Annotated in this window: 16 protein-coding genes and 1 riboswitch; of the genes, 2 read left to right on the top strand and 14 right to left on the bottom strand. The window is 48.6% G+C overall.

Annotated elements, in window-relative coordinates:
• The first annotated feature begins 6 nt into the window (after positions 1-6).
• Positions 7-249, top strand: coding sequence for a YhdB family protein (locus tag CEF21_RS06705; RefSeq protein WP_123914404.1), 243 nt, complete (start codon positions 7-9; stop codon positions 247-249).
• A gap of 32 nt (positions 250-281) precedes the next feature.
• Here CEF21_RS06705 and CEF21_RS06700 read toward each other — a convergent pair whose 3' ends face one another.
• From CEF21_RS06700 to CEF21_RS21875, 9 genes are all read right to left on the bottom strand, one after another.
• Entirely contained in the window at positions 282-812 is a 531-nt protein-coding gene (locus CEF21_RS06700) for an NADPH-dependent FMN reductase (RefSeq protein ID WP_123914402.1), read from the bottom strand.
• 11 nt (positions 813-823) lie between these two features.
• Positions 824-1,456: a response regulator transcription factor gene (locus tag CEF21_RS06695; protein ID WP_164462103.1), complete on the bottom strand. Its 633-nt coding sequence runs from the start codon at positions 1,454-1,456 to the stop codon at positions 824-826.
• A complete protein-coding gene (locus CEF21_RS06690) occupies positions 1,453-2,592 on the bottom strand; it encodes a GAF domain-containing sensor histidine kinase (protein WP_123914398.1) in 1,140 nt (379 codons plus the stop codon). The genes CEF21_RS06695 and CEF21_RS06690 overlap by 4 nt, the downstream gene beginning before the upstream one ends.
• Before the next feature lie 319 nt (positions 2,593-2,911).
• Positions 2,912-4,357 (bottom strand): amino acid permease, encoded by a 1,446-nt coding sequence (locus CEF21_RS06685; protein WP_241156839.1) that lies wholly within the window; start codon positions 4,355-4,357, stop codon positions 2,912-2,914.
• A 124-nt stretch (positions 4,358-4,481) separates the two neighbouring features.
• Positions 4,482-6,803, bottom strand: coding sequence for a universal stress protein (locus CEF21_RS21700; RefSeq protein WP_123914394.1), 2,322 nt, complete (start codon positions 6,801-6,803; stop codon positions 4,482-4,484).
• Positions 6,804-6,824: 21 nt separating this feature from the next.
• Positions 6,825-7,379 (bottom strand): potassium-transporting ATPase subunit KdpC, encoded by a 555-nt coding sequence (gene kdpC / locus CEF21_RS06675; protein ID WP_206427799.1) that lies wholly within the window; start codon positions 7,377-7,379, stop codon positions 6,825-6,827.
• A gap of 22 nt (positions 7,380-7,401) precedes the next feature.
• Positions 7,402-9,426, bottom strand: a complete 2,025-nt coding sequence (kdpB, locus tag CEF21_RS06670) for a potassium-transporting ATPase subunit KdpB (RefSeq protein WP_123914392.1) — start codon at positions 9,424-9,426, stop codon at positions 7,402-7,404.
• A 27-nt stretch (positions 9,427-9,453) separates the two neighbouring features.
• The gene (kdpA, locus tag CEF21_RS06665) at positions 9,454-11,127 is read right to left on the bottom strand and encodes a potassium-transporting ATPase subunit KdpA (protein ID WP_123914390.1); all 1,674 of its coding nucleotides are present in this window, start codon (positions 11,125-11,127) and stop codon (positions 9,454-9,456) included.
• A 23-nt stretch (positions 11,128-11,150) separates the two neighbouring features.
• Complete coding sequence (locus CEF21_RS21875; RefSeq protein ID WP_123920017.1) at positions 11,151-11,228, bottom strand: potassium-transporting ATPase subunit F; 78 nt, start codon at positions 11,226-11,228, stop codon at positions 11,151-11,153.
• Positions 11,229-11,725: 497 nt separating this feature from the next.
• Positions 11,726-11,867: riboswitch (cyclic di-AMP (ydaO/yuaA leader) on the bottom strand.
• 212 nt (positions 11,868-12,079) lie between these two features.
• Here CEF21_RS21875 and CEF21_RS06655 point away from each other — a divergent pair.
• Complete coding sequence (locus CEF21_RS06655; protein ID WP_481747637.1) at positions 12,080-12,484, top strand: Na-translocating system protein MpsC family protein; 405 nt, start codon at positions 12,080-12,082, stop codon at positions 12,482-12,484.
• Between the two features lie 477 nt (positions 12,485-12,961).
• Here the strand turns inward: CEF21_RS06655 and CEF21_RS06650 are convergent, their stop codons facing one another.
• The 5 genes from CEF21_RS06650 to CEF21_RS21540 all read right to left on the bottom strand — a co-directional run bounded on the left by CEF21_RS06650 (position 12,962) and on the right by CEF21_RS21540 (position 19,890).
• Complete coding sequence (locus tag CEF21_RS06650; RefSeq protein ID WP_123914386.1) at positions 12,962-14,710, bottom strand: phospho-sugar mutase; 1,749 nt, start codon at positions 14,708-14,710, stop codon at positions 12,962-12,964.
• 355 nt (positions 14,711-15,065) lie between these two features.
• Positions 15,066-16,724, bottom strand: a complete 1,659-nt coding sequence (locus tag CEF21_RS06645; protein ID WP_123914384.1) for a glycerol-3-phosphate dehydrogenase/oxidase — start codon at positions 16,722-16,724, stop codon at positions 15,066-15,068.
• Positions 16,725-16,879: 155 nt separating this feature from the next.
• On the bottom strand, positions 16,880-18,370 hold the full coding sequence (glpK, locus tag CEF21_RS06640) for a glycerol kinase GlpK (RefSeq protein ID WP_123914382.1): 1,491 nt from the start codon (positions 18,368-18,370) through the stop codon (positions 16,880-16,882).
• Between the two features lie 66 nt (positions 18,371-18,436).
• A complete protein-coding gene (locus CEF21_RS06635) occupies positions 18,437-19,255 on the bottom strand; it encodes an MIP/aquaporin family protein (RefSeq protein WP_123920015.1) in 819 nt (272 codons plus the stop codon).
• 227 nt (positions 19,256-19,482) lie between these two features.
• Positions 19,483-19,890: a hypothetical protein gene (locus CEF21_RS21540; protein WP_241156776.1), complete on the bottom strand. Its 408-nt coding sequence runs from the start codon at positions 19,888-19,890 to the stop codon at positions 19,483-19,485.
• Positions 19,891-19,907 lie beyond the last annotated feature (17 nt).

Here is a 19,907-nt window from a genome sequence, read left to right as displayed (position 1 = left end):
AGTCATTTGGACAACGTTGATTATGACAAAGCCCTGTATTACACGCACAGGTCACAGTGGGATAACCTGCTGATCTTGATGGTGCGCACCCATGATGATTTTCTTTCCAAAAAAATTGAGCATTTCCTTCATGCCTACAATTTCGAGCATGATTATACGATGATTGAGCAGAATCTATATACACTCCTTCGTTACATTGACCATGCTTCCCATCAAGATATTCAGGAAGAAGCTCTTCCTTTCACATAAAAAAAAGGGAAGGCACGCGCCTTCCTTTTTTATTATCCCTTTATTATTTCTTTAGAGATGTTTACATAAAGAGTGAGGTCATTTATTAAATCCCGGACCAGTTCAGCCGGCTCTTCCTTCACGGTTTTCGCTTCCATGTCAAAGCAATGCGGATCCAGAACAAGCTGCTTTGGAATCGCGTTGGCATAAAGCGCCCTCATGATTGTCCTCATCTGATTCAGCGTATTAATGCCGCCTTTTCCTCCGCCTGCAACCGATACTAATGCGACGGGCTTTTGGGCAAAATAACCGCTGTTCAGAAAATCCAGAGCATTTTTCAAAGCACCGGCCACTCCGCCATGGTATTCAGGAGATATGAGAACAAAGCCATCCGCTTTTTCCGCCGCGGCTTTCAGTTTTTTCACTTGTGAATCATCTGCCTGAGCTTCTTCACCCGTGTACATCGGCAATCCAAAACTCGATAAATCGATCAATTCGGTTTGATGCGCCTCTGAAATGTGTTTGGCTGCAACCGCGGACCGTCCATGTTTTCTTGGGCCTCCGCTTAGGACTAATAGGTTCATCTGATTTCCTCCTATGCCAATCCTTCTCTCACTGCGAGCAGCGCCGCTTGTGTGCGGTCGGATACCTGCAGCTTTGGAAGGAGATTGGATACATGTGATTTTACTGTTTTCTCTGTAATAAACAGGGATGCGGCAATCTCTCTGTTGCTTTTGCCTTTCGAGATTTCTTTTAGTACTTCAAGTTCTCTGGCCGTTAATTCAGCAAAGGGATTCGTCTCTTTTTTCCCGCCCGCCAGATGGGCAAGGACATGATTGGTTACCTTGGGATGAAGCTTATGTTCGCCGTTTAGAACAGCACGGATTGTGCGGGCTAGTTCTGCGGGGTCCACATCTTTAAGCTGGTAGCCGCTTGCACCCGCTTGAATAGCCGGAATGACGTGATCCTGGTCCGCATAGCTCGTTAGAATGATGATGCTGATGTCAGGAAAAGATGCTTTAATCAATTTCGCTGCTTGGATCCCATCCATTTCCGGCATGCTTAAATCCATGAGAATCAAATCAGGCTTCAAGTCTCCCGCCATTTTCAGCGCCTCGGCCCCATTTGACGCCTCCCCTGTAATTTCCATATCTTTTTGCATGCCCAGAAAAAAGCCTAGCCCTCTCCTGACAACCGGATGGTCATCCGCAATAAGAATTCGAATCATGATCCTTCGGCTCCTTTTAATGGAATGGTCACTTGAATGGAAGTTCCGGACCCGGGTTTGCTGCGGATGGAAAAGGTCCCGTTAAGCTGTTCCGCTCTCCGCTTCATTCCTTGAAGACCGAGGGAAGGAAGATCAGCTTCAGGACATTTAAACCCTCTTCCTTTATCCTGAATCACCAGCTGAACCTTTGAACTGGATTTGGAGAGGGTCATTTCGGCAAGATTTAATCCGGAATGCTTCCTGCAGTTGTTAAGCGCTTCCTGCCCAATCCGCCATAAACTTTCTTCAAGCAATGAAGGAAGCGTATGAACTCCTTCCGTATGAAGAACCAGATCAAGTCCGAGCAAATCCGCATACTGCTTAAGGGCACAGGCTAATCCTTTTTCAAGCCCCGGCGGACGAAGCTGCCAGATGAGTGCTTTCATTTCATTGAGCGCATCCTGGGATAATCCCTGCATATAACGAAGCATGTCTTTCAGATGTTCATCCTCCGTCATTTCTCTCATCCCCCCCGCCGTGAGCGAAATGGAAAACAGCAGCTGGCTGACCGAATCGTGCAAATCCTGGGCAAGGCGGTTCCGCTCTGCCGCAAGCGCAAGCTGCTGCTCTTTTTCGGTCAGCTGAATCCGCTTAATCGCTGACCCAATCTGAAGAGCAACCGATTCCAGCAAGGCAAGCTCCTCATCTGAAAAATGAGACTTCCCCGGCGCTCCAACGTTCAGCAAGCCGAACCGCTCTCCCCCTGCATGGAGGGGAACGGTTGCATGATGCGACATTCCTTCTGTATCCCCGTATTGATGCTCCTCTGCCTCATCAATCCGCTTGCAGCTGAGAATATTGGCCGCTTTCTTCAAGCGTCCATCGCTGAAACGGTCCAGGCACCAGCAGCTCTTTCCCCCGCACATCACCCGCTTATCGTCAAAAAGCAGGGCGTCCGGAAGGGAGTAATCGGCAGCGAGGAATTTCTCCCCTTCTTCATTCACAAGATAAATCCAGCCCGATTTCATTTCAATCAGCTGAACAAGCTCCTTCAGCACATCCGGAAGCAGCTTCTGCAGTTCACTGCCCTCATTTAATTTTTCCGCAATCACCTTCAAAGCGCCCAGCTCTTTCATCCTTCTTTGATCCTGATTCATCCCGTCTCTCTCCTTCTCTCTAGATAGTATATCAGGAAAAAGCGGAATATTCTTACATGAAAAGAAGGAATTGTGTCTCATACTTTGGTTGGAGAGATGGAGAGCTGGGAAAGGGGCTTCAGAGGGAGCGGCGGCAGCATTAGCCGGTGCCTGCCGTATGTTTGATATCAAGAGCTGTAAATTTGTACCTTATAACGATTAAAAAACCCGCCATCCAGGATGACGGGGGAAAGTGTGAAATCACTTCGCATGATGGCTGTAAGTCCATTCAGTAAGAGCGGTTTTCACTTATAGCCATGTACCGAAGTGATTTCTCCTCTTACGGTTTCAAATCCATGTCTTCGGGTTTGACCCATTTTGTCCGGCGGGTCCATTTGTATCCGAGCCACGCTGAAAGAAATATTGGAAGTCCTATATAGGTGACGAGCATTCCGTTCCAGTCGATTGGCCCTCCTAAAAACGCCTGGTAGTTCTGTCCGAGGATGATAAACAGGCACAGCATGCCGGCAAGGATCGGTCCAAGCGGATACCATTTGGCGCGGTACGGGAGGTCTTCGAGACGGTTGCCCTGTGCAAGGTAGCCTTTTCTGAACCGGTAATGACTGACCGCGATTCCCATCCATGCGATAAATCCCGTCAGTCCGGAAGCGTTCAGCAGCCAGAGAAAGACGGTGCCTTCGCTGTAAATGGAGCTTAGGAACGCAAGCATGCCGACGAATGCCGTGAGCAGCAAAGCAAAGATCGGGACTCCGTTTTGGTTTACCTTTTTCAAAAACGCCGGGGCTTTTTGTTCTTTTGCCATCACGTAAAGCATCCGGGTTGCGGCATACAGTCCGGAATTTCCGGCTGACAGGACGGAGGTGAGGATGACAGCGTTCATTACGGAAGCAGCAAACGCAATCCCTGCCCGTTCAAATACGAGAGTGAACGGACTCATCGCAACATTGCTTAAATCGCCGCCCATCAGGCGCTCGTCCGTGAATGGAATGATCATGGCGATTACAAAGATCGCGAGCATGTAAAAGAGCAGAATTCTCCAAAAAATCTGTCTGATCGCGATTGGAATGTTCTTTTTCGGATGATCACTTTCTCCTGCAACGATGCCGACAATTTCGGTTCCCTGAAAGGAGAAGCCGGCAATCATCAGGATTCCAAGGATCGCAAGCGGTCCTCCGTGGAAGGGCGCATCCCCCGCGGTGAAGCCGCTGAATCCTGAGGTTTGTCCTGAAAGGATGCCTGTGATCATCAGCAGCCCCGTGATAATAAACACGATGATGGCTGCCACCTTGATCATGGAGAACCAGTATTCAGCTTCGCCGTATTTTTTCACCGGCATCAGATTCAATCCTATAATCAACAGAAGAAACAGGGCGTTCCACATGAGAGAGGAAGAATCAGGAAGCCAATACTTCATCAATATGGCTGCGGCCGATGTCTCGACGGCAAGTGTAATGGCCCAGCTGAACCAGTAATTCCATCCAAGCGCGAATCCGAAAGCAGGATCCGCGAATTTTGAAGCGTACGTACTGAACGAGCCGGTTACCGGCATATAGGCAGCCATTTCCCCAAGGCTAGTCATCAGCAGATACACCATGATTCCAATGATCGAATAAGCGATGAGCGCACCGCCGGGGCCTGCGGAATAGATAGAGGCGCCGCTTGCCAAAAAGAGGCCCGTGCCAATGCTTCCGCCAATCGAGATCATCGTTAAATGCCTTGCCTGAAGGCCCCGCTGCAAATCATTGACTGCTTTGCTTTTCGGCATCGGCAGCACGGCCGGCCTGTCTTTTACCACTGCTTGTTTCATCCATGTTCATCCCTTTCCGTTTTCATAACGAATGATGAAACACATGGAAACTAGCTCGTGTCGCCTGACATGGTCCACTCTCCTATCCTTTATCGGTTGGATTCGCCACTACGAGAACATCATAATTTCTTGTTTCTTTGAGCAGATTCTGAACCACTCTTCCCTTCCATAATTCTTCTACCCTTGACCTTGACGTATGGCCGACAATGAGCTGGGTTGCTTTTTTATCAATCAGCTGGATCACGATGTTTTGAACAATTTTCCCGGACTCTTTTGTTTCTCTCAGTAAAAACACTCCGCCGAGGCGCTCTGTCAGCATCTTTGCTTTTTTCAAGAGGGCTTCCTCATCCATTGAAAGAGGTGCCGGACCTTTCACGAACATCACATACCATTTCGCTTTAAGCCGGTAGGAAATGCGGAAGCCTCTCCGGATCAGCCTTTCGCTTTCAGGACGGAGATTGATGCAGACGAAGATGGTTTCCTGCTTTCTCCACGGCCCCCGCATCGTCTGGTTCCGCTCAAGAGATTCAAGCCTTTCATCTACATCGTCTGCGACTTCCCTTAGTGCAAGTTCTCTAAGGGCAATCAGATTTCCGGTTTTGAAAAAATTCTGAAGCGACTGCTCGACTTTTTCCCTGGCGTATATATTTCCCTCTCTCATCCGCTGCCTGAGGGCTTTTGGTGAAATATCAATCAGCTCGATTTCATCTGCTGCGGTTAAAACCCGGTCCGGAATCGTCTCACGCACTCTGACTCCGGTAATTTGCTCCACGCTGTCGTTCAGGGATTCGAGGTGCTGAATGTTTACCGTGGAAATGACGGATATTCCCGCCTCCAGAATTTCTTCTACATCTTCATACCGTTTCAAATGCTTGCTGAAAGGGACATTCGTATGGGCGAGCTCGTCAACCAGCACGACCTCTGGGTTCCGGGCGATAATCGCAGCCGTATCCATTTCCTCTAAGGTGACATTTTTGTATGGGATCTGTTTTCTCGGAATGAGCTCAAGCTCCCCTACCTGCTCCTCCGTTTCCTTCCGTCCATGGGTTTCGAGGAGACCGATGGCAATGTCGATGCCTTCTTTCTTCAATTCGTTCGCTTCTCTCAGCATCGTGTAGGTTTTCCCGACACCCGGCGCGGCACCGATATAGATTTTCAGCGTTCCCCTCCGGATTTTGCTGATTTCATCGGCCATTTCATCAGCGGAGAGCCGCTTGAAAGGATTAACGGGGAGCTCCGTCTGCTTAGCTGGCAGCAGCCGCTCTCCTTCCGCTTCCGTCCGGTCCGGGACAAGGAAAATATCGATGTTCCTTGTGTGGCGGAGAATCTTATTGACAACCGAGCCTTGAATCCGCTCTTCCCACACACTCTTTTTGGAATGTCCCATGACAATTCGGGTAATGTTTTTCTTTGTTGCATAGGAAACGATGGCGGAAGGTGCATCTTCCTTCAAGAGCGGCAGCTCCTCGAATTTCCCTTCCAGTTTTTCGGTCAGTTTTTTCATCGACCGTTTAAAGGCTGCCTGTTCCGAGGTGATGGACCGGTTGTGCGGGATAAAGCAAACAACATTCAGGGTTCCGCCGAGCCGTTTGGCAATCTGGTGGCCTCTTCTGATTAAGATGGAGCCGTTCCAGTGATACTGCGCAGTAACGAGGATCCGCTCCGAGGCACCGGAGGCTCCGATCAGCCCTTGTTTTTCCCGGTATTCCTCAAGATCCTCTCCTACTTCGCCTGCCAAAAAACGAAGGGACAGCTCACGCAATGCACTCAGGCTCCCCTGGCTGAACAGTTCCCCGTACAGACCTTCCGGACATCCCTCCTGAAGCCTTTTTAAAATCGCTTCGGGAGGAACATCAAGAAGCTTGACTTCGTCTGCCCGGGTTAATGTATCCTCCGGCAGGCATTCCTCAATTTTCACCTTAAAACCCGTGAGCTTTTCGGCGATCTGCCTGGCCCCGCTCAGCTCATAAATGTTCAGCGTGGTGATGACCGAGATTCCGTGCTCAAGCAGCTCGAGGACATCGTCCAGTCTGCTCGGATGATCTGCTCCGGGACGGTTTCTTTTGGCCAGATTATCGACGAGCACCACCTCTGGATTCCGTTCAATGAGGTGCTCCATGTCCAAGTCATAGCGAATGCTTTCTCCCCGCCGCCACTGGATGGGAAGAACCGTTTCAAGCGTCCCGATTTTCTCTTCTGTTTTCGGGCGGTTTTCCCCCCTGCCGACGACACCGATCACAACGTCCAGCCCTTTTTTCTTTAAAGAATGGCCTTCGAGCAGCATATGATACGTTTTTCCCGCACCGCTGACCGCTCCTAAAATAATTTTCAGACGGCCGCGATGGAGCTTGGAAATGGAGTCCAGCAGTTCCTCAGGTGATTTTCGTCTAAATTGGTCAGCCATCGCTTCCGCCCCCCTTATTCATTACTTTTCCTTGCTAAGTTCCATGTTCAGTTCCAGAACATTGACTCTCGGCTCTCCGAACAATCCAAACTGACGGCCTTCTGTATGTTTTTTCACCATTTCCTTCAGCTCGTTTTCATCGAGATTGCGAAGCTTGGAGATTCTCGGAATCTGAATTTCTGCAGCCATCGGTGAGATGTGCGGGTCCAGACCGGAGCCGGAGTTGGTCAGCAGGTCCGCCGGAATGTCGCTTTTCTTCACATCCGGATTCGCCTTCAGGAACGCTGCGATATCTTTTTTCGTCCGCTCAATCATCTCCTCATTGGATGGTGCGTAGTTTCCGGATCCGGAACCTGCTGCATTGTTTTCAATAGAAGAAATACGCCCGGTAAAGTAGGAAGGATCTTTAAATGTCTGGCCGATCAGCTCAGAGCCGATCACCTTTCCGTCTTTTTCAATCAGACTTCCATCCGCTTTTGCGGGCATGACCGCTTGTGCAATGCCTGTCATAAGAAGGGGATAGACGATTCCGCAGATGACAAGAAGCACTAGGGCAATTCGTAAATTTTTAAGCATAATTTTCACCTTTTCTCTCGATTTAAAATACAGATAGAATCATATCAATGAGTTTAATTCCAACAAACGGAGCGACGACACCGCCAAATCCATAAATAAAGAGGTTGCGGTTCAATAGCTTCGTTGCGCTCATCGGAATGTATTTAACGCCTTTCATCGCAAGCGGAATCAGCATCGGTATAATAATCGCGTTAAAAATCAGAGCTGATAAAATGGCGCTTTGCGGCGAATCAAGCTGCATGATGTTCAGCGCCTGCATCTCTGGAATCGCAAGCATAAACATCGCAGGGATAATAGCAAAATATTTCGCTATGTCATTGGCAATACTGAAAGTGGTCAGTGCTCCACGGGTCATGAGCAGCTGTTTGCCGATTGCCACCACTTCAATGATTTTCGTAGGATCCGAGTCTAGGTCCACCATATTGGCTGCTTCCTTTGCAGCAATGGTTCCGCTGTTCATCGCAAGACCAACGTCTGCCTGAGCAAGGGCTGGCGCGTCATTCGTTCCATCCCCGGTCATGGCGACCAGTTTTCCTTCCGCTTGTTCTTTTTTGATGACCGCAATTTTATCCTCAGGCTTTGCTTCGGCAATGAAGTCATCTACTCCTGCTTCGCGGGCAATGGTCGCGGCTGTCAGCGGGTTATCCCCTGTACACATAACCGTTTTTATCCCCATTCTGCGGAGCTCATCAAAGCGTTCTCTCATCCCTGGTTTCACGGTATCTTTCAAATAAATTAAGCCGAGGATACGATTTCCGTCTGCCACGGCAAGCGGAGTGCCGCCCTCTGTTGCAATCATCGTCGTCTGATCATCAAGATCGGAAGGAATCGTTCCGCCCTGTTCCTTTACATATTCCTTAATCGCATCAACGGCCCCTTTTCTCACCCTTCGGCCGCCGGCAAAATCCGTTCCGCTCATCCGGGTTTCCGCTTTAAACTCGACCCCTTCAGCGCCATCGCGTTTCTCTTCCGCCGCTCCCTGCTTTCTCGCAAGCTCGATCACGGAGCGGCCTTCCGGTGTTTCATCGAAAAGAGAGGTTTCCATCGCGACTCTGTTCAGTTCGGTTTTACTTGTCCCCCCAACGGCTACAAAGTCAGCAGCCATCCGGTTTCCGTGTGTAATCGTTCCGGTTTTATCGAGGATAATGGTGTTGATGTCCCCTGCAGCCTCAACGGCTTTCCCTGACATTGCAATGACATTAAACTGTGTGACACGGTCCATTCCGGCAATCCCGATCGCGGAAAGCAAGCCGCCGATCGTCGTTGGAATGAGACAGACTAGCAAAGCGACAAGCGTCGCGATTGGAACTGCAGCGTCCACATAAGACGAGATGGGAAGCAGTGTCGCGCAAACAATCAGGAAAATCAGGGTTAAGCTGACAAGTAAGGTATTCAGCGCAATTTCATTCGGTGTTTTTTGGCGTTTCGCCCCTTCGACCAGGCCAATCATCCGGTCAAGGAAGGATTCCCCGGGATCCGTCGTAATTCTGATCTTAATCGCATCACTGATAACCTTTGTTCCGCCCGTCACCGAGCTGAAATCACCGCCCGACTCTTTAATGACAGGCGCTGACTCACCGGTAATGGCGGATTCATCAATCGCTGAAACCCCTTCTATGATTTCTCCGTCACTTGGAATCAGTTCATTCGCTTCCACCAGGACAAGGTCGCCTTTCCGTAAATCCGTCGAGCTGACAACCTTATAGGAACCATCCTTCTGAAGAAGCTTTGCTTTCGTATCCTGCTTCGTTTTTTTCAGGGAATCGGCCTGCGCCTTTCCCCGGCCTTCCGCTAATGCTTCAGCAAAGTTAGCAAAAAGGATGGTGATAAACAGGATGATGCTGACAATCCCGTTATACCCGGCACCTTCCCCAGGACCGAACAGGCTTGGAGCCAAAGTGAGGATAAGGGTGACTATAAACCCGATTTCCACTACGAACATAACTGGGTTTTTCGCCATCGTCATGGGATTTAATTTTTTAAAGGCATCAATTGAAGCCTGTTTGACAATATCATTTGTCATCGTCGCTTTCCGCTTCGTATTCATGATCTTGCTCCTTCTCTTCTCTTTGTATTAGTTCGCAATCGTCAGCCATTCTGCAATCGGTCCCAGTGCGAGCACAGGGAAGAATGTAAGGGCTCCAACCACAATAACGGTGAATACCAGAATCGTCATAAACGTCAAATTATCGGTTTTAAATGTTCCAAGTGTTTCAGGCACCGGCTTTTTGCTGAGAAGCGACCCGGCCGCAGCAAGCATAGCGATAATGGATAAGTAGCGTCCAAGCAGCATCACAATCCCTGTGGAGATATTCCAGAACGGTGTATTATCGCCAAGGCCCTCAAATCCGGATCCATTGTTCGCAGCAGATGAAGTGAATTCATACACAACCTGTGAAATGCCGTGGAAACCGGAGTTGGAAATCGCGGATGAGCCCATTTCAGTAGCCAGCGCGATGGCCGAAGGAACAAGAATGATCAGCGGATGAACAAGAATCGTAATCGCGATCAGCTTCATTTCTTTTGCTTCAATTTTTCTTCCAAGGAATTCCGGCGTTCTTCCGACCATCAGGCCAGCGAGGAAAACACCGAGAATCGCATACATCAGAATATTGATCGTACCGACACCGTCACCGCCGAAGATGTTGTTCAGCATCATCAATCCGAGCGGAACCATTCCGCCAAGCGGCGTCAGCGTATCATGCATATTGTTGACGGTTCCTGTTGTAGCCGCCGTTGTGACCGTTGTAAACAAGGCACTTTGGGCAATTCCAAACCGGACCTCTTTCCCCTCCATACTTCCGTTTTCCTGGGAAAGTCCGATGTTTGCAAGCGCCGGGTTTCCGTTGCTTTCAGCAAAATAGGCAGTAGCCAGGAAGGCAAGGAAAATGATGCCCATGGAGCCAAACAGGATCCACCCCTGCTTGCGGCTTTTCGCCATGTGCCCAAAAGCAAACGGCAGCGATGCGGGAATCAGGAACATTGAAAGAATTTCCAATACGTTTGTAAATGGATTAGGATTTTCAAAAGGATGGGCCGAGTTGACTCCGAAAAATCCTCCGCCGTTAGTACCCAAGTGCTTAATGGATTCAAGTGCCGCAACCGGCCCGCGGGCAATTTGCTGCTGTGCTCCTTCAAGGGTTTCAGCGTTTACTGTACCGCTAAATGTCTGCGGAACACCCTGGCTGACTAAAACAAGACCCACCACGATGGAAAGCGGAATAAGGATCCGGGTATGGGCACGCACGAGGTCCACATAAAAGTTCCCCATGCTCTTTTGCCCGGTCAGGCCTCTAAAAAAGGCAATACAGATGGCAAGCCCGGTTGCAGGCGTCGTAAACATTAAATACATGATGACCATCATCTGGGACAGATAGGATAATCCCGACTCGCCGCTGTAATGCTGAAGGTTCGTATTCGTTAAGAAGCTCGAAATCGTATTAAAGGATAAAAACGGGTCCATTGCGGCAATTCCGCTCGGGTTTCCCGGCAGAACATGCTGCAGTCTGACAACGAGATAGGTGATGGCAAACATCGCGATGTTGGAAAGCAAAGCGGCTAGCGCATATTGCTTCCAGGTCATCGATGAAAGCTTTATTCCTGATAACTTATAGATGATTTTCTCAAAGCCGAACACCCGGTCCAGCTTCGTCTCTTCCAGCGAAAAGGCGCGTGCAATATATTTCCCCATCGGAATAGCCAGCAGCACGACAAGCAGCAGGACAACTCCTATTTGAACAAAATCCATGATTTTCTCCTCCGGCATTCGAATTAATATTTTTCAGGATGAATAAGGGCATCAATTAAGTAGGCTGACAAACCAAGTACGAGAATCAGTAAAAAGATCATTCCGCCACTCCTATTCTTTTATGACTTTTTCACAAAATACGATAAATCCGTAAAACAGACCGAAGCATATAACGGCGATCCCTATCGCTGCAATGTCCATACGCGACCTCCCAAATTGAGTTCAATGAATGATAAGCAGGAAGGCGGCTGCCTCCGCCGATTGTTCTCCTGAGTGCTCCCTCCAGGGGATGGAGCAGTCCCGAAAACAAAAAATAGACCAATGCTTACTCCTTCCCCGGGCAAATCTTAAGAAAGCTCCGGCACCTGATGGGCAGGGCCAAGCAAAGATTTGTTGATTCGGAGAAAAAGCACTCATTGGTCTACGTTACGTCCAGCAAGCCAGAAGCTTCCTTTACGTCCAGTCTCCCAGACTTTTTCACTTATCCATTCACATGTTCAGTTTGTAAGCAAAATAAAAAGACCAGCGGAATGAAGGTTTTTTTTGCAGAGTTTATTAAAAAACTCCATAAAAAAACACCTTACTTAAGGCGGTCATGGACCTCCTTCGCTTTAGCCGACGAAGTTAGCTGACGGGTAGGATGGCGAAAGAGTTTCTCATCCTTTCTGCTGCTGCAGAATTAACCCCAAAAAATTGGTTCCTCCGTTCCCTGTGTGACAGGGACTAAGCCGTCTTTAATTGTTTCTTACGAGATTTATTTTAATCCTGCTGAACAGCAAAGTAAATACCTGGTTAATCATCATATCCATTCATATTTCCTTATATTTTGCCTTTATTCATTAATATCGCAACCCAGGATAAACTTTTCACATTATTTCTCCATTTTTCTCCTGTTGACAAACTTTTTCCTCCTGATTAAGATTAGCTGGAAATCAAACGGGTTATGGAGGACATGGGTTTGCCTTATACAACGAAAAAGAAACTGGAAGCAGACGTAAGCGAAGCATTAATCAAATTTCAGCGCGAGCTGATCGGCAGAGGTCCTCAAGAAGCCAAAACGTATATCATGAGGGACATGGTCATTACCCGATTCAAAGGAGTCATGACGGTTGAAGAGAAGCACCTGGTCGAACGGGATGACGGCCGAAAACTCGTCAAGCACATGAGACAGCTGCTGAGGGAAATGTACAGCGAAAAATACGAAGAAATCATTGAAGGACTGACCGGCTGCAAAGTTCTGTCCAGCCATAGCGATATCAGCACAAAAACCGGCGAACGCATCGAAATGTTTATCATGGATCAGGATTTGGAGCGGCTCATGGAGTCTGCGTCTGCCTGTTCTTCTCAAGGGGAATAAAAACGCGGTTGGGGCGGAATGGGACGGTGGACTTTGGAGTGGGTGCGGCTGATGGCTCGTTTTGGGCGGGTGGCGGGTGGCGGCTCGCTTTTTTCAGCTGGCGGTGCCTGTCCCCTGCTATTTCACCGTACTAAAGCTCTGGTACCTCTCCTGCAAACCCTTGCTGCACAAGGGATCATCGGACTTTGCCTCTGTCCCCCGCTGCGGTGATGAATGTGGGGACTGGCACCGTGCCAGTCCCCTTACATTTTACCGTACGAAAGCTCCGGCACCTATCTCCCAATCCCTTGCTGCATAAGGGCTCATCGGACTTAGTCTCTGTCCCCTGCTGCGGTGATGAATGTGGGGACTGACCCCCGCCACGGCATTACTGGAGTGAATCCTGACTGCCTCCCCGCCACAGCAAGCCACAACAACAGAACGATCACCCCACAAAAAAAACGCTTGGATCAGATCCAAGCGTTTTTGTATACCCGATTATTTTCCTGCCTTGTTTCCAATGATCTCTTCTACCGTTTCCATAACGGATTGTTCTACGTGCGCAAGGCGCTGTTCGGCGTCTTCGAGGGACGTGCCTTTAACGGCGAAGTAGAATTTGATTTTTGGTTCTGTTCCGGATGGACGCAGGCAGAACCACGTGCCGTCTTCGAGGAAATATTTCAGCACATTGGATTTTGGAAGATCGATTTGTTCTTTTTCGCCGGAATCGTTCCGCTGTCTTTCGCTGGTTTTGTAATCCTCGATAATGGTTACTTTTTTGCCGGCGATTTCAGCTGGCGGGTTGGAACGGAAGGCAGCAAGGATGTCCTGGATTTGCTCAGCGCCTTCTTTGCCTTTCAGCGTCAATGATTTTAATCCTTCTTTGAAGTAGCCGTACTGCGCGAAAATTTCAAGCAATCCCTGATAAAGGGTCATGCCTTTCTTTTTATAGAAGGCACATACTTCCACTGCGAGCAAGGCGGCCTGAATCGCATCTTTATCACGGGCAAAATCGCCGATTAAATAGCCGTAGCTTTCTTCATATCCGAATTGGAAGGTATACTCTCCAGACTCTTCGTATTCGCGGATTTTTTCCCCGATGAATTTGAAGCCGGTGAGGGTATCCAATGTTTCCAGTCCGAAAGAAGAAGCCACTTCCCGTCCGATTTCAGACGTCACGATGGTCTTCAGGACAATGCCGTTTTCCGGAAGGATGCCCTTTGCTTTTTTCTCAGACAGCAAGTAGTGAAGAAGGATTGCGCCTGTTTGGTTCCCTGTGAGAACCACATATTCGTCTTCTTCGTTTTTCACTGCAATTCCTAGACGGTCTGCATCCGGATCGGTTGCAATGAGGATATCTGCCCCGGCTGCTTCGCCATCCCGAATGGCCAGTTCAAACGCGGCATGCTCTTCAGGATTGGGAGATTTCACGGTTGAAAAATCAGGGTCAGGAAGCTCCTGCTCTTTTACAATTGTAACGTTCTCGTAGCCTAATGCCGCCAAGCCCCGTCTTACCGGTTTGTTTGCTGTTCCGTGAAGCGGTGTGAATACAACCTTCACGTCAACTTCCTTGGACAGGTCCGGGTTCACCGAAATGGAGGTCAATTTCTCTGTATATTTTACATCGATTTCTTCCCCGATGATTTTAATAAGGCCTGCTTCTTTCAGACTTGATTCATCCTTCACTTCTATGGACAGCTCGTCCTCAAGCTCATTAACTTTTGCGATTACTTCGTCTGCCGCAGCAGGCGGAAGCTGGCCGCCGTCTTCGCCGTATACTTTGTAGCCGTTGTATTCAGGCGGGTTGTGGCTTGCCGTTAAAACGATTCCTGAAAAAGCATTCAGCTCGCGAACCGCGAAGCTAAGCTCAGGGGTCGGGCGAAGCTCATCAAATACGTATGTTTGAATGCCATGTGTCGCAAGCGTTTTCGCTGCTTCCATCGCAAACTCAGGAGATTTATGACGGGAATCGTATGCGATTGCCACGCCTCTCTTTTTCGCTTCCTCACCGAAAGATTCTATGTATTTTGCCAAGCCTTCGGAAGCTTTTCGAACTGTATAAATGTTCATTCGGTTTGTGCCCGGTCCGATTTCTCCGCGCATACCGCCTGTACCAAACTCCAGATCCTTGTAGAAGCAATCCTCCAGCTGTTTTTCATCATCTTTGAAACTGACAAGCAGATCCAATAGTTCAGGGTCAAGATTGGTTTGGTTTTTCCAGCGCTCATAGCTTTGTGTCCAGTTCATCGTTTACCTCCTGAAGTGCTAAGTTTTATCCTTCTATACGGTTTCTCCATCCATGCCGCGCTCTCCTGCTGTTTCGCACGAAAAAGAGCCGCATGTTCTTGATTATTTTATCATAAAAGCAGGGATGGGGGCGGGTTTTGCCTGGTGTGGGGCCATGGTCCGTGTCCTCCGGGCCGAACTTTGTCAGGCTGTGTCGAATCGCCCTTAGGCGACATCAATTCGGACTAAATCTTTCCCGAACACAGCTTTGTTTGGACCTCAGTCTTCCGGATGGTGCCCGTAAACCGGTTCAACCCCATACCATACCCTTATATACACAAAAAAAAACCGCCCCGGGTCATCGGGGCAGTCAAAATTATTCAGCGAGCGGCACGACCGCAAAATCGATTTGCTCGTTCAATTGCTCGGTATAGATTCGTTTCTGTTCATCCGTCCAGCTGAGGCGGCTGGCCATGTAATCTATGACAGGTTCTTTGTAGCTCCGAACCCAGTCAATGTTAAAGTAGACAGCGCCTGTGCGGCGGACGAAGAAGTCAGCCGGTGTAGCAGCCAGTTCTTCCGTAATCGCGTATTCTGCAGCGGCAAGAACGTATGCAGGAACCTGCAGGCGGGCCGCTTCTTCCTTTACGCCGTCCAGAATTTCAAATACTTGATCCACATTGGAGCCGTATCGCTGGGCAAGGCGTTCTGCTTCCTGTTCTGTTAGTCCATGCTTTTGGCCGGCTTCTGTTTTCACCTTTTTGAACTGCTGGAAGCTGGATGCTCCTCCGACATGTCCGCCTGAAATCGGCATGTTTTTTGTTTTGCATTTGCCGAAGTCTTTTCCTGTTTCGTCTTTTAACCGTTCTGCTACAAGGTTCACGATATGCTCGGCCATTTTCCGGTAGCCGGTCAGCTTTCCTCCTGCGATGGTAATCAGACCGGAGTTGGATGTCCAGATTTCATCTTTTCTTGAGATTTCAGACGGATCCTTTCCTTCCTTATGGATAAGCGGACGCAGACCTGCCCAGCTCGATTCGGCATCTTCTGGCTTGATTTCAAGGCTTGGGAACATATAGTTGATGGAATCGACCACATATTTGCGGTCCGCTTCTGTCATTCTTGGTTTGGCAATATCGCTTTTGTAAACTGTATCCGTTGTTCCTACGTAAGTCTTGCCTTCACGCGGAATCGCAAATACCATCCGTCCGTCCGGTGTATCAAAGTATACCGCCTGCTTCAGCGGGAAGCGGGACTGGTCAAATACAAGATGAATTCCTTTAGTCAGCTGCAGGTGTTTGCCTTCCTTCGAGTGGTCTTTCTCTCTTAGACCGTCGACCCACGGGCCGGTTGCATTGACAATTTTCTTCGCGTGGATTTCATAGGTTTTGCCGGTCAGCACGTCCAGAATCTTCACGCCGATCACTTTGCCTTTTTCATAAAGAAGTCCATCGACCTTTGCGTAGTTAACCGGCTCTGCTCCGAAACGGACCGCTTCTTTCATCACTTCAATGGTCAGCCGGGCATCGTCGGTTTTGTATTCAACATAGCGTCCGCCTCCGAGGAGGTCTTTCTTTTTGACGAGCGGTTCTCTTTCCAGCACTTCATCCGCTGTCAGCATCGTCCGCCATTCGCTCTTCTTCACGCCTGCCAGGAAATCATAGACGCGAAGTCCGATGCCGGTGGAGAATTTTCCGAACGTGCCGCCTTTATGCATCGGCAAAAGCATCCATTCCGGTGTTGTAACGTGAGGGCCGTTTTCATAGACAATCGCGCGTTCTTTTCCTACTTCCGCTACCATTTTTACTTCGAATTGCTTTAAGTAGCGCAGTCCGCCGTGGACAAGCTTTGTGGAGCGGCTGGATGTTCCGGCTGCAAAATCCTGCATTTCCGCAAGACCGATCTTCATTCCTCTGGATGCGGCATCAAGTGCAATGCCGGCCCCTGTAATGCCTCCGCCGATTACAAACAAATCATATTCTTCCGTTGCCATCTTCTGAAGCTGCTGTTCTCTATCTAAACTGGAAAAACTCATTATGTTAGCCTCCCTATTTTTTGGAAGGAGCGTAAGGCGCAAAAAAAGAGACCGCAACGAACCAAAACAATGTCTCCACTGTTTTAGCGCTGCGGTCTCTCCTTATCTCCAACCGTACTGTCATTAACTTGATTTCATTATAGCACAGGTTTGAATTATTTGAAAGCCCTGGCAGCGTTCACTGCTTTTTTCCAGCCCTCGTATAATTCTTCCCTATCTTTCTCTTCCATATCCGGTTCAAATGTGCGGTCGATCGCCCATTTGTCGGAAATCTCGGATTGGTTCTCCCAGAAGCCGACAGCAAGGCCCGCAAGATACGCGGAACCGAGAGCCGTTGTCTCGTTGATTTCCGGACGTTCAACCGGCACACCGAGAATATTGCTCTGGAATTCCATGAGGAAGTCATTTTTAACGGCACCGCCATCCACCCTCAGTGTTTTAAGGGAAATACCGGAATCCGCTTCCATCGCGTCAAGAACGTCGCGGGACTGGTACGCAAGGGATTCGAGTGTCGCGCGGACAAAATGTTCTTTCGATGTTCCGCGTGTAAGCCCGAAAACAGCCCCTCTTACATCACTGTCCCAATATGGTGTGCCCAGTCCTACAAATGCAGGAACCACGTAAACACCGTCCGTTGATTCAACGCGTGTTGCATAAGATTCGCTGTCTCTCGCATCTTTGAACATGCGCAATCCGTCCCGCAGCCATTGGATAGCAGATCCCGCTACAAAGATACTTCCTTCGAGAGCGTATTCTACTTTTCCATTTACCCCCCAAGCAAGAGTTGTAAGCAGGCCATGTTCAGATTTTATCGCTTCTTCGCCCGTATTCATGAGCATAAAGCATCCTGTTCCGTACGTATTTTTCGCCATCCCTTTTTCAAAGCAAGCCTGGCCGAACAATGCAGCCTGCTGGTCACCCGCTGCTCCGGCAATCGGAATTTTATGGCCGAAGAAGTGATAGTCAATGGTTTCTCCATACACTTCAGAGGATGGACGGACTTCAGGAAGCATGGATTTTGGAACTCCGAGAATTTCAAGCAGCTCTTCGTCCCATTTCAGATCATAAATGTTGTACATAAGGGTTCTGGAAGCGTTGGAATAGTCGGTAACATGCGCCTGGCCTCCCGACAGTTTCCAGATGAGCCACGTATCAATGGTTCCGAATAGAAGATCGCCTTTTTCCGCTTTCTCCCTTGCTCCTTCTACATTATCCAAAATCCATTTTACTTTCGTTCCTGAAAAATACGCGTCGATCAAAAGCCCGGTTTTGTCCCTGAATTTATCATTCAGATCCTCCGCTTTCAGCTCTTCGCAAATCGGCACCGTCTGGCGGGATTGCCAGACTATCGCGTTGTAGACAGGCTGCCCTGTGTTTTTATCCCAGACCACCGTAGTTTCACGCTGGTTCGTAATACCGATTCCGGCTATCTGTTCGGCTGTAATATTGGATTCTGATAGCGCAGAGGCAATGACGGCAAGAACGGTTCCCCAAATTTCATTGGCATTGTGCTCTACCCAGCCCGGCTTCGGAAAATGCTGTGTGAATTCTTTTTGCGCGGTATGAACGATTTCTGCTTTTTTGTTAAAGATAATAGCCCTTGAGCTCGTTGTACCCTGATCCAGTGATAAAATATATTTTTCCATCTATGTTTCCTCCTCAAATTTATTCAGCAGCTAAATTCCATCCATTTACTGCAGCAGCATGTTTTATTAAGCGGCTTTTTGTTTCAGTGTATTACTTTCCCGCTTTGTCATCGCGTAAGTCGCAATTAGCAATACAGCCAGGATAGCGGTTACAATCCAGAATGATGAATTCATGATGCCCTTAAATGCGTAGTTGTAAAAGACAGCTCCAAACGCTCCGCCTGCAATCGGTCCGACAACCGGTATCCAAGCGTAACGCCAGTTCGATGGTCCTTTTCCCGGAATCGGAAGAACAAAATGGGCAATTCGCGGACCGAGATCGCGGGCCGGATTGATGGCATAGCCCGTTGTCCCCCCCAATGATAAACCAATGGCTACAATGAGGAAACCGACAATCAGAGGATTTAACCCTTCTGTAAATTTATTTGCTCCTATTGAAAGGATACCAAGTACTAATATAAATGTCCCAAGTGCTTCACTGATGAAGTTGGCAAAAACATTCGGAATAGCCGGTCCGGTTGAAAAAACGCCGAGTTTCGTACCGGGATCTTCTGTTGCCTTCCAGTGCGGCAGGTAATGAAAATAAATAAGTGCCGCTCCTATGAATGCCCCTATCATTTGAGCCAGTATATATGCAGGGACCATGCTCCAGGAAAAAGCGCCTGTGAGTGCAAGGCCGATTGTAAGGGCGGGATTCAAATGGGCTCCGCTGATGCCTCCGACCGCATAGGCCGCCATGGCAACGCCCAGTCCCCATCCCATGGTGATGACAATCCATCCTGAATTTTGAGCGAACGATCCTTTTAAATTGACTCCGGCACAAACTCCTGCACCAAACACAATTAAAATCATCGTTCCAATTAATTCACCCCAAAAAGCAGTCATTATAATCCCCCCATGATCAAGTCTATAGTTAACCTGTGAGGAGAACGCTTCCATAAAGTAGAGCAGCGATTGAAAAATCATTACATCAAAAAAATCCACAACTATCCCCTTACAGAAGTAAAGTACAGTTGTGGATCTCCCCGTCTCCGTCACATAAATTAACTTACTCATTATACTAAGACTGTTTGAAAGCGTTGTCAAGCATATAGACCGGATTTTCCGTGAGGCTATTGTACTAAAAATCCGATCTTGCTGGAATTGGAATAAATCACATACCGTGCACCCAGCCTGCGGTAAAGCTCTGACGGATAGGCTTTAAATCTGGTTACTACAGTAATAGGCGCGTTGATGCTGTTTTTCAGTGACCTTAGCAGCAAGCTCGTCGATAAAAGACTGTGCTCCAGAAGAATGATGCGGGTCACATTCTCTTCAAAAAAAATGGTCTCTGAATACAGACTTGTCAGCAGAACTTTGTCTGCCCCCTGACGCTCAAGAGAAACCTTCACTTCCTCATCACTCGTCAAATACAGGATCGAGGAATGGGCGTTTCCCGCAAATGCCTGGAAATAATCCAGTTCCCTCATACTTGGTACGCAGATTAAGGAACAGTGCTCCTCATAGCTTGCCGTTAACATGTTATCCCCTTCTTTCG

Origin of the sequence: Bacillus sp. FJAT-42376 (assembly GCF_003816055.1) — a bacterium.
GTDB lineage: Bacteria > Bacillota > Bacilli > Bacillales > Bacillaceae > Metabacillus_B.
This window is presented reverse-complemented; position numbering and strand designations above follow the sequence as displayed.

Bases quoted from the DNA above. Each gene is read 5' to 3' on its own strand.
- CEF21_RS06700 (WP_123914402.1), bottom strand. From the start codon at position 812: ATGAACCTATTAGTCCTAAGCGGAGGCCCAAGAAAACATGGACGGTCC.
- CEF21_RS06695 (WP_164462103.1), bottom strand. From the start codon at position 1,456: ATGATTCGAATTCTTATTGCGGATGACCATCCGGTTGTCAGGAGAGGG.
- CEF21_RS06690 (WP_123914398.1), bottom strand. From the start codon at position 2,592: ATGAATCAGGATCAAAGAAGGATGAAAGAGCTGGGCGCTTTGAAGGTG.
- CEF21_RS06685 (WP_241156839.1), bottom strand. From the start codon at position 4,357: ATGCCGAAAAGCAAAGCAGTCAATGATTTGCAGCGGGGCCTTCAGGCA.
- CEF21_RS21700 (WP_123914394.1), bottom strand. From the start codon at position 6,803: ATGGCTGACCAATTTAGACGAAAATCACCTGAGGAACTGCTGGACTCC.
- kdpC (WP_206427799.1), bottom strand. From the start codon at position 7,379: ATGCTTAAAAATTTACGAATTGCCCTAGTGCTTCTTGTCATCTGCGGA.
- kdpB (WP_123914392.1), bottom strand. From the start codon at position 9,426: ATGAATACGAAGCGGAAAGCGACGATGACAAATGATATTGTCAAACAG.
- kdpA (WP_123914390.1), bottom strand. From the start codon at position 11,127: ATGGATTTTGTTCAAATAGGAGTTGTCCTGCTGCTTGTCGTGCTGCTG.
- CEF21_RS21875 (WP_123920017.1), bottom strand. From the start codon at position 11,228: ATGATCTTTTTACTGATTCTCGTACTTGGTTTGTCAGCCTACTTAATT.
- CEF21_RS06655 (WP_481747637.1), top strand. From the start codon at position 12,080: ATGGGTTTGCCTTATACAACGAAAAAGAAACTGGAAGCAGACGTAAGC.
- CEF21_RS06650 (WP_123914386.1), bottom strand. From the start codon at position 14,710: ATGAACTGGACACAAAGCTATGAGCGCTGGAAAAACCAAACCAATCTT.
- CEF21_RS06645 (WP_123914384.1), bottom strand. From the start codon at position 16,724: ATGAGTTTTTCCAGTTTAGATAGAGAACAGCAGCTTCAGAAGATGGCA.
- glpK (WP_123914382.1), bottom strand. From the start codon at position 18,370: ATGGAAAAATATATTTTATCACTGGATCAGGGTACAACGAGCTCAAGG.
- CEF21_RS06635 (WP_123920015.1), bottom strand. From the start codon at position 19,255: ATGACTGCTTTTTGGGGTGAATTAATTGGAACGATGATTTTAATTGTG.
- CEF21_RS21540 (WP_241156776.1), bottom strand. From the start codon at position 19,890: ATGTTAACGGCAAGCTATGAGGAGCACTGTTCCTTAATCTGCGTACCA.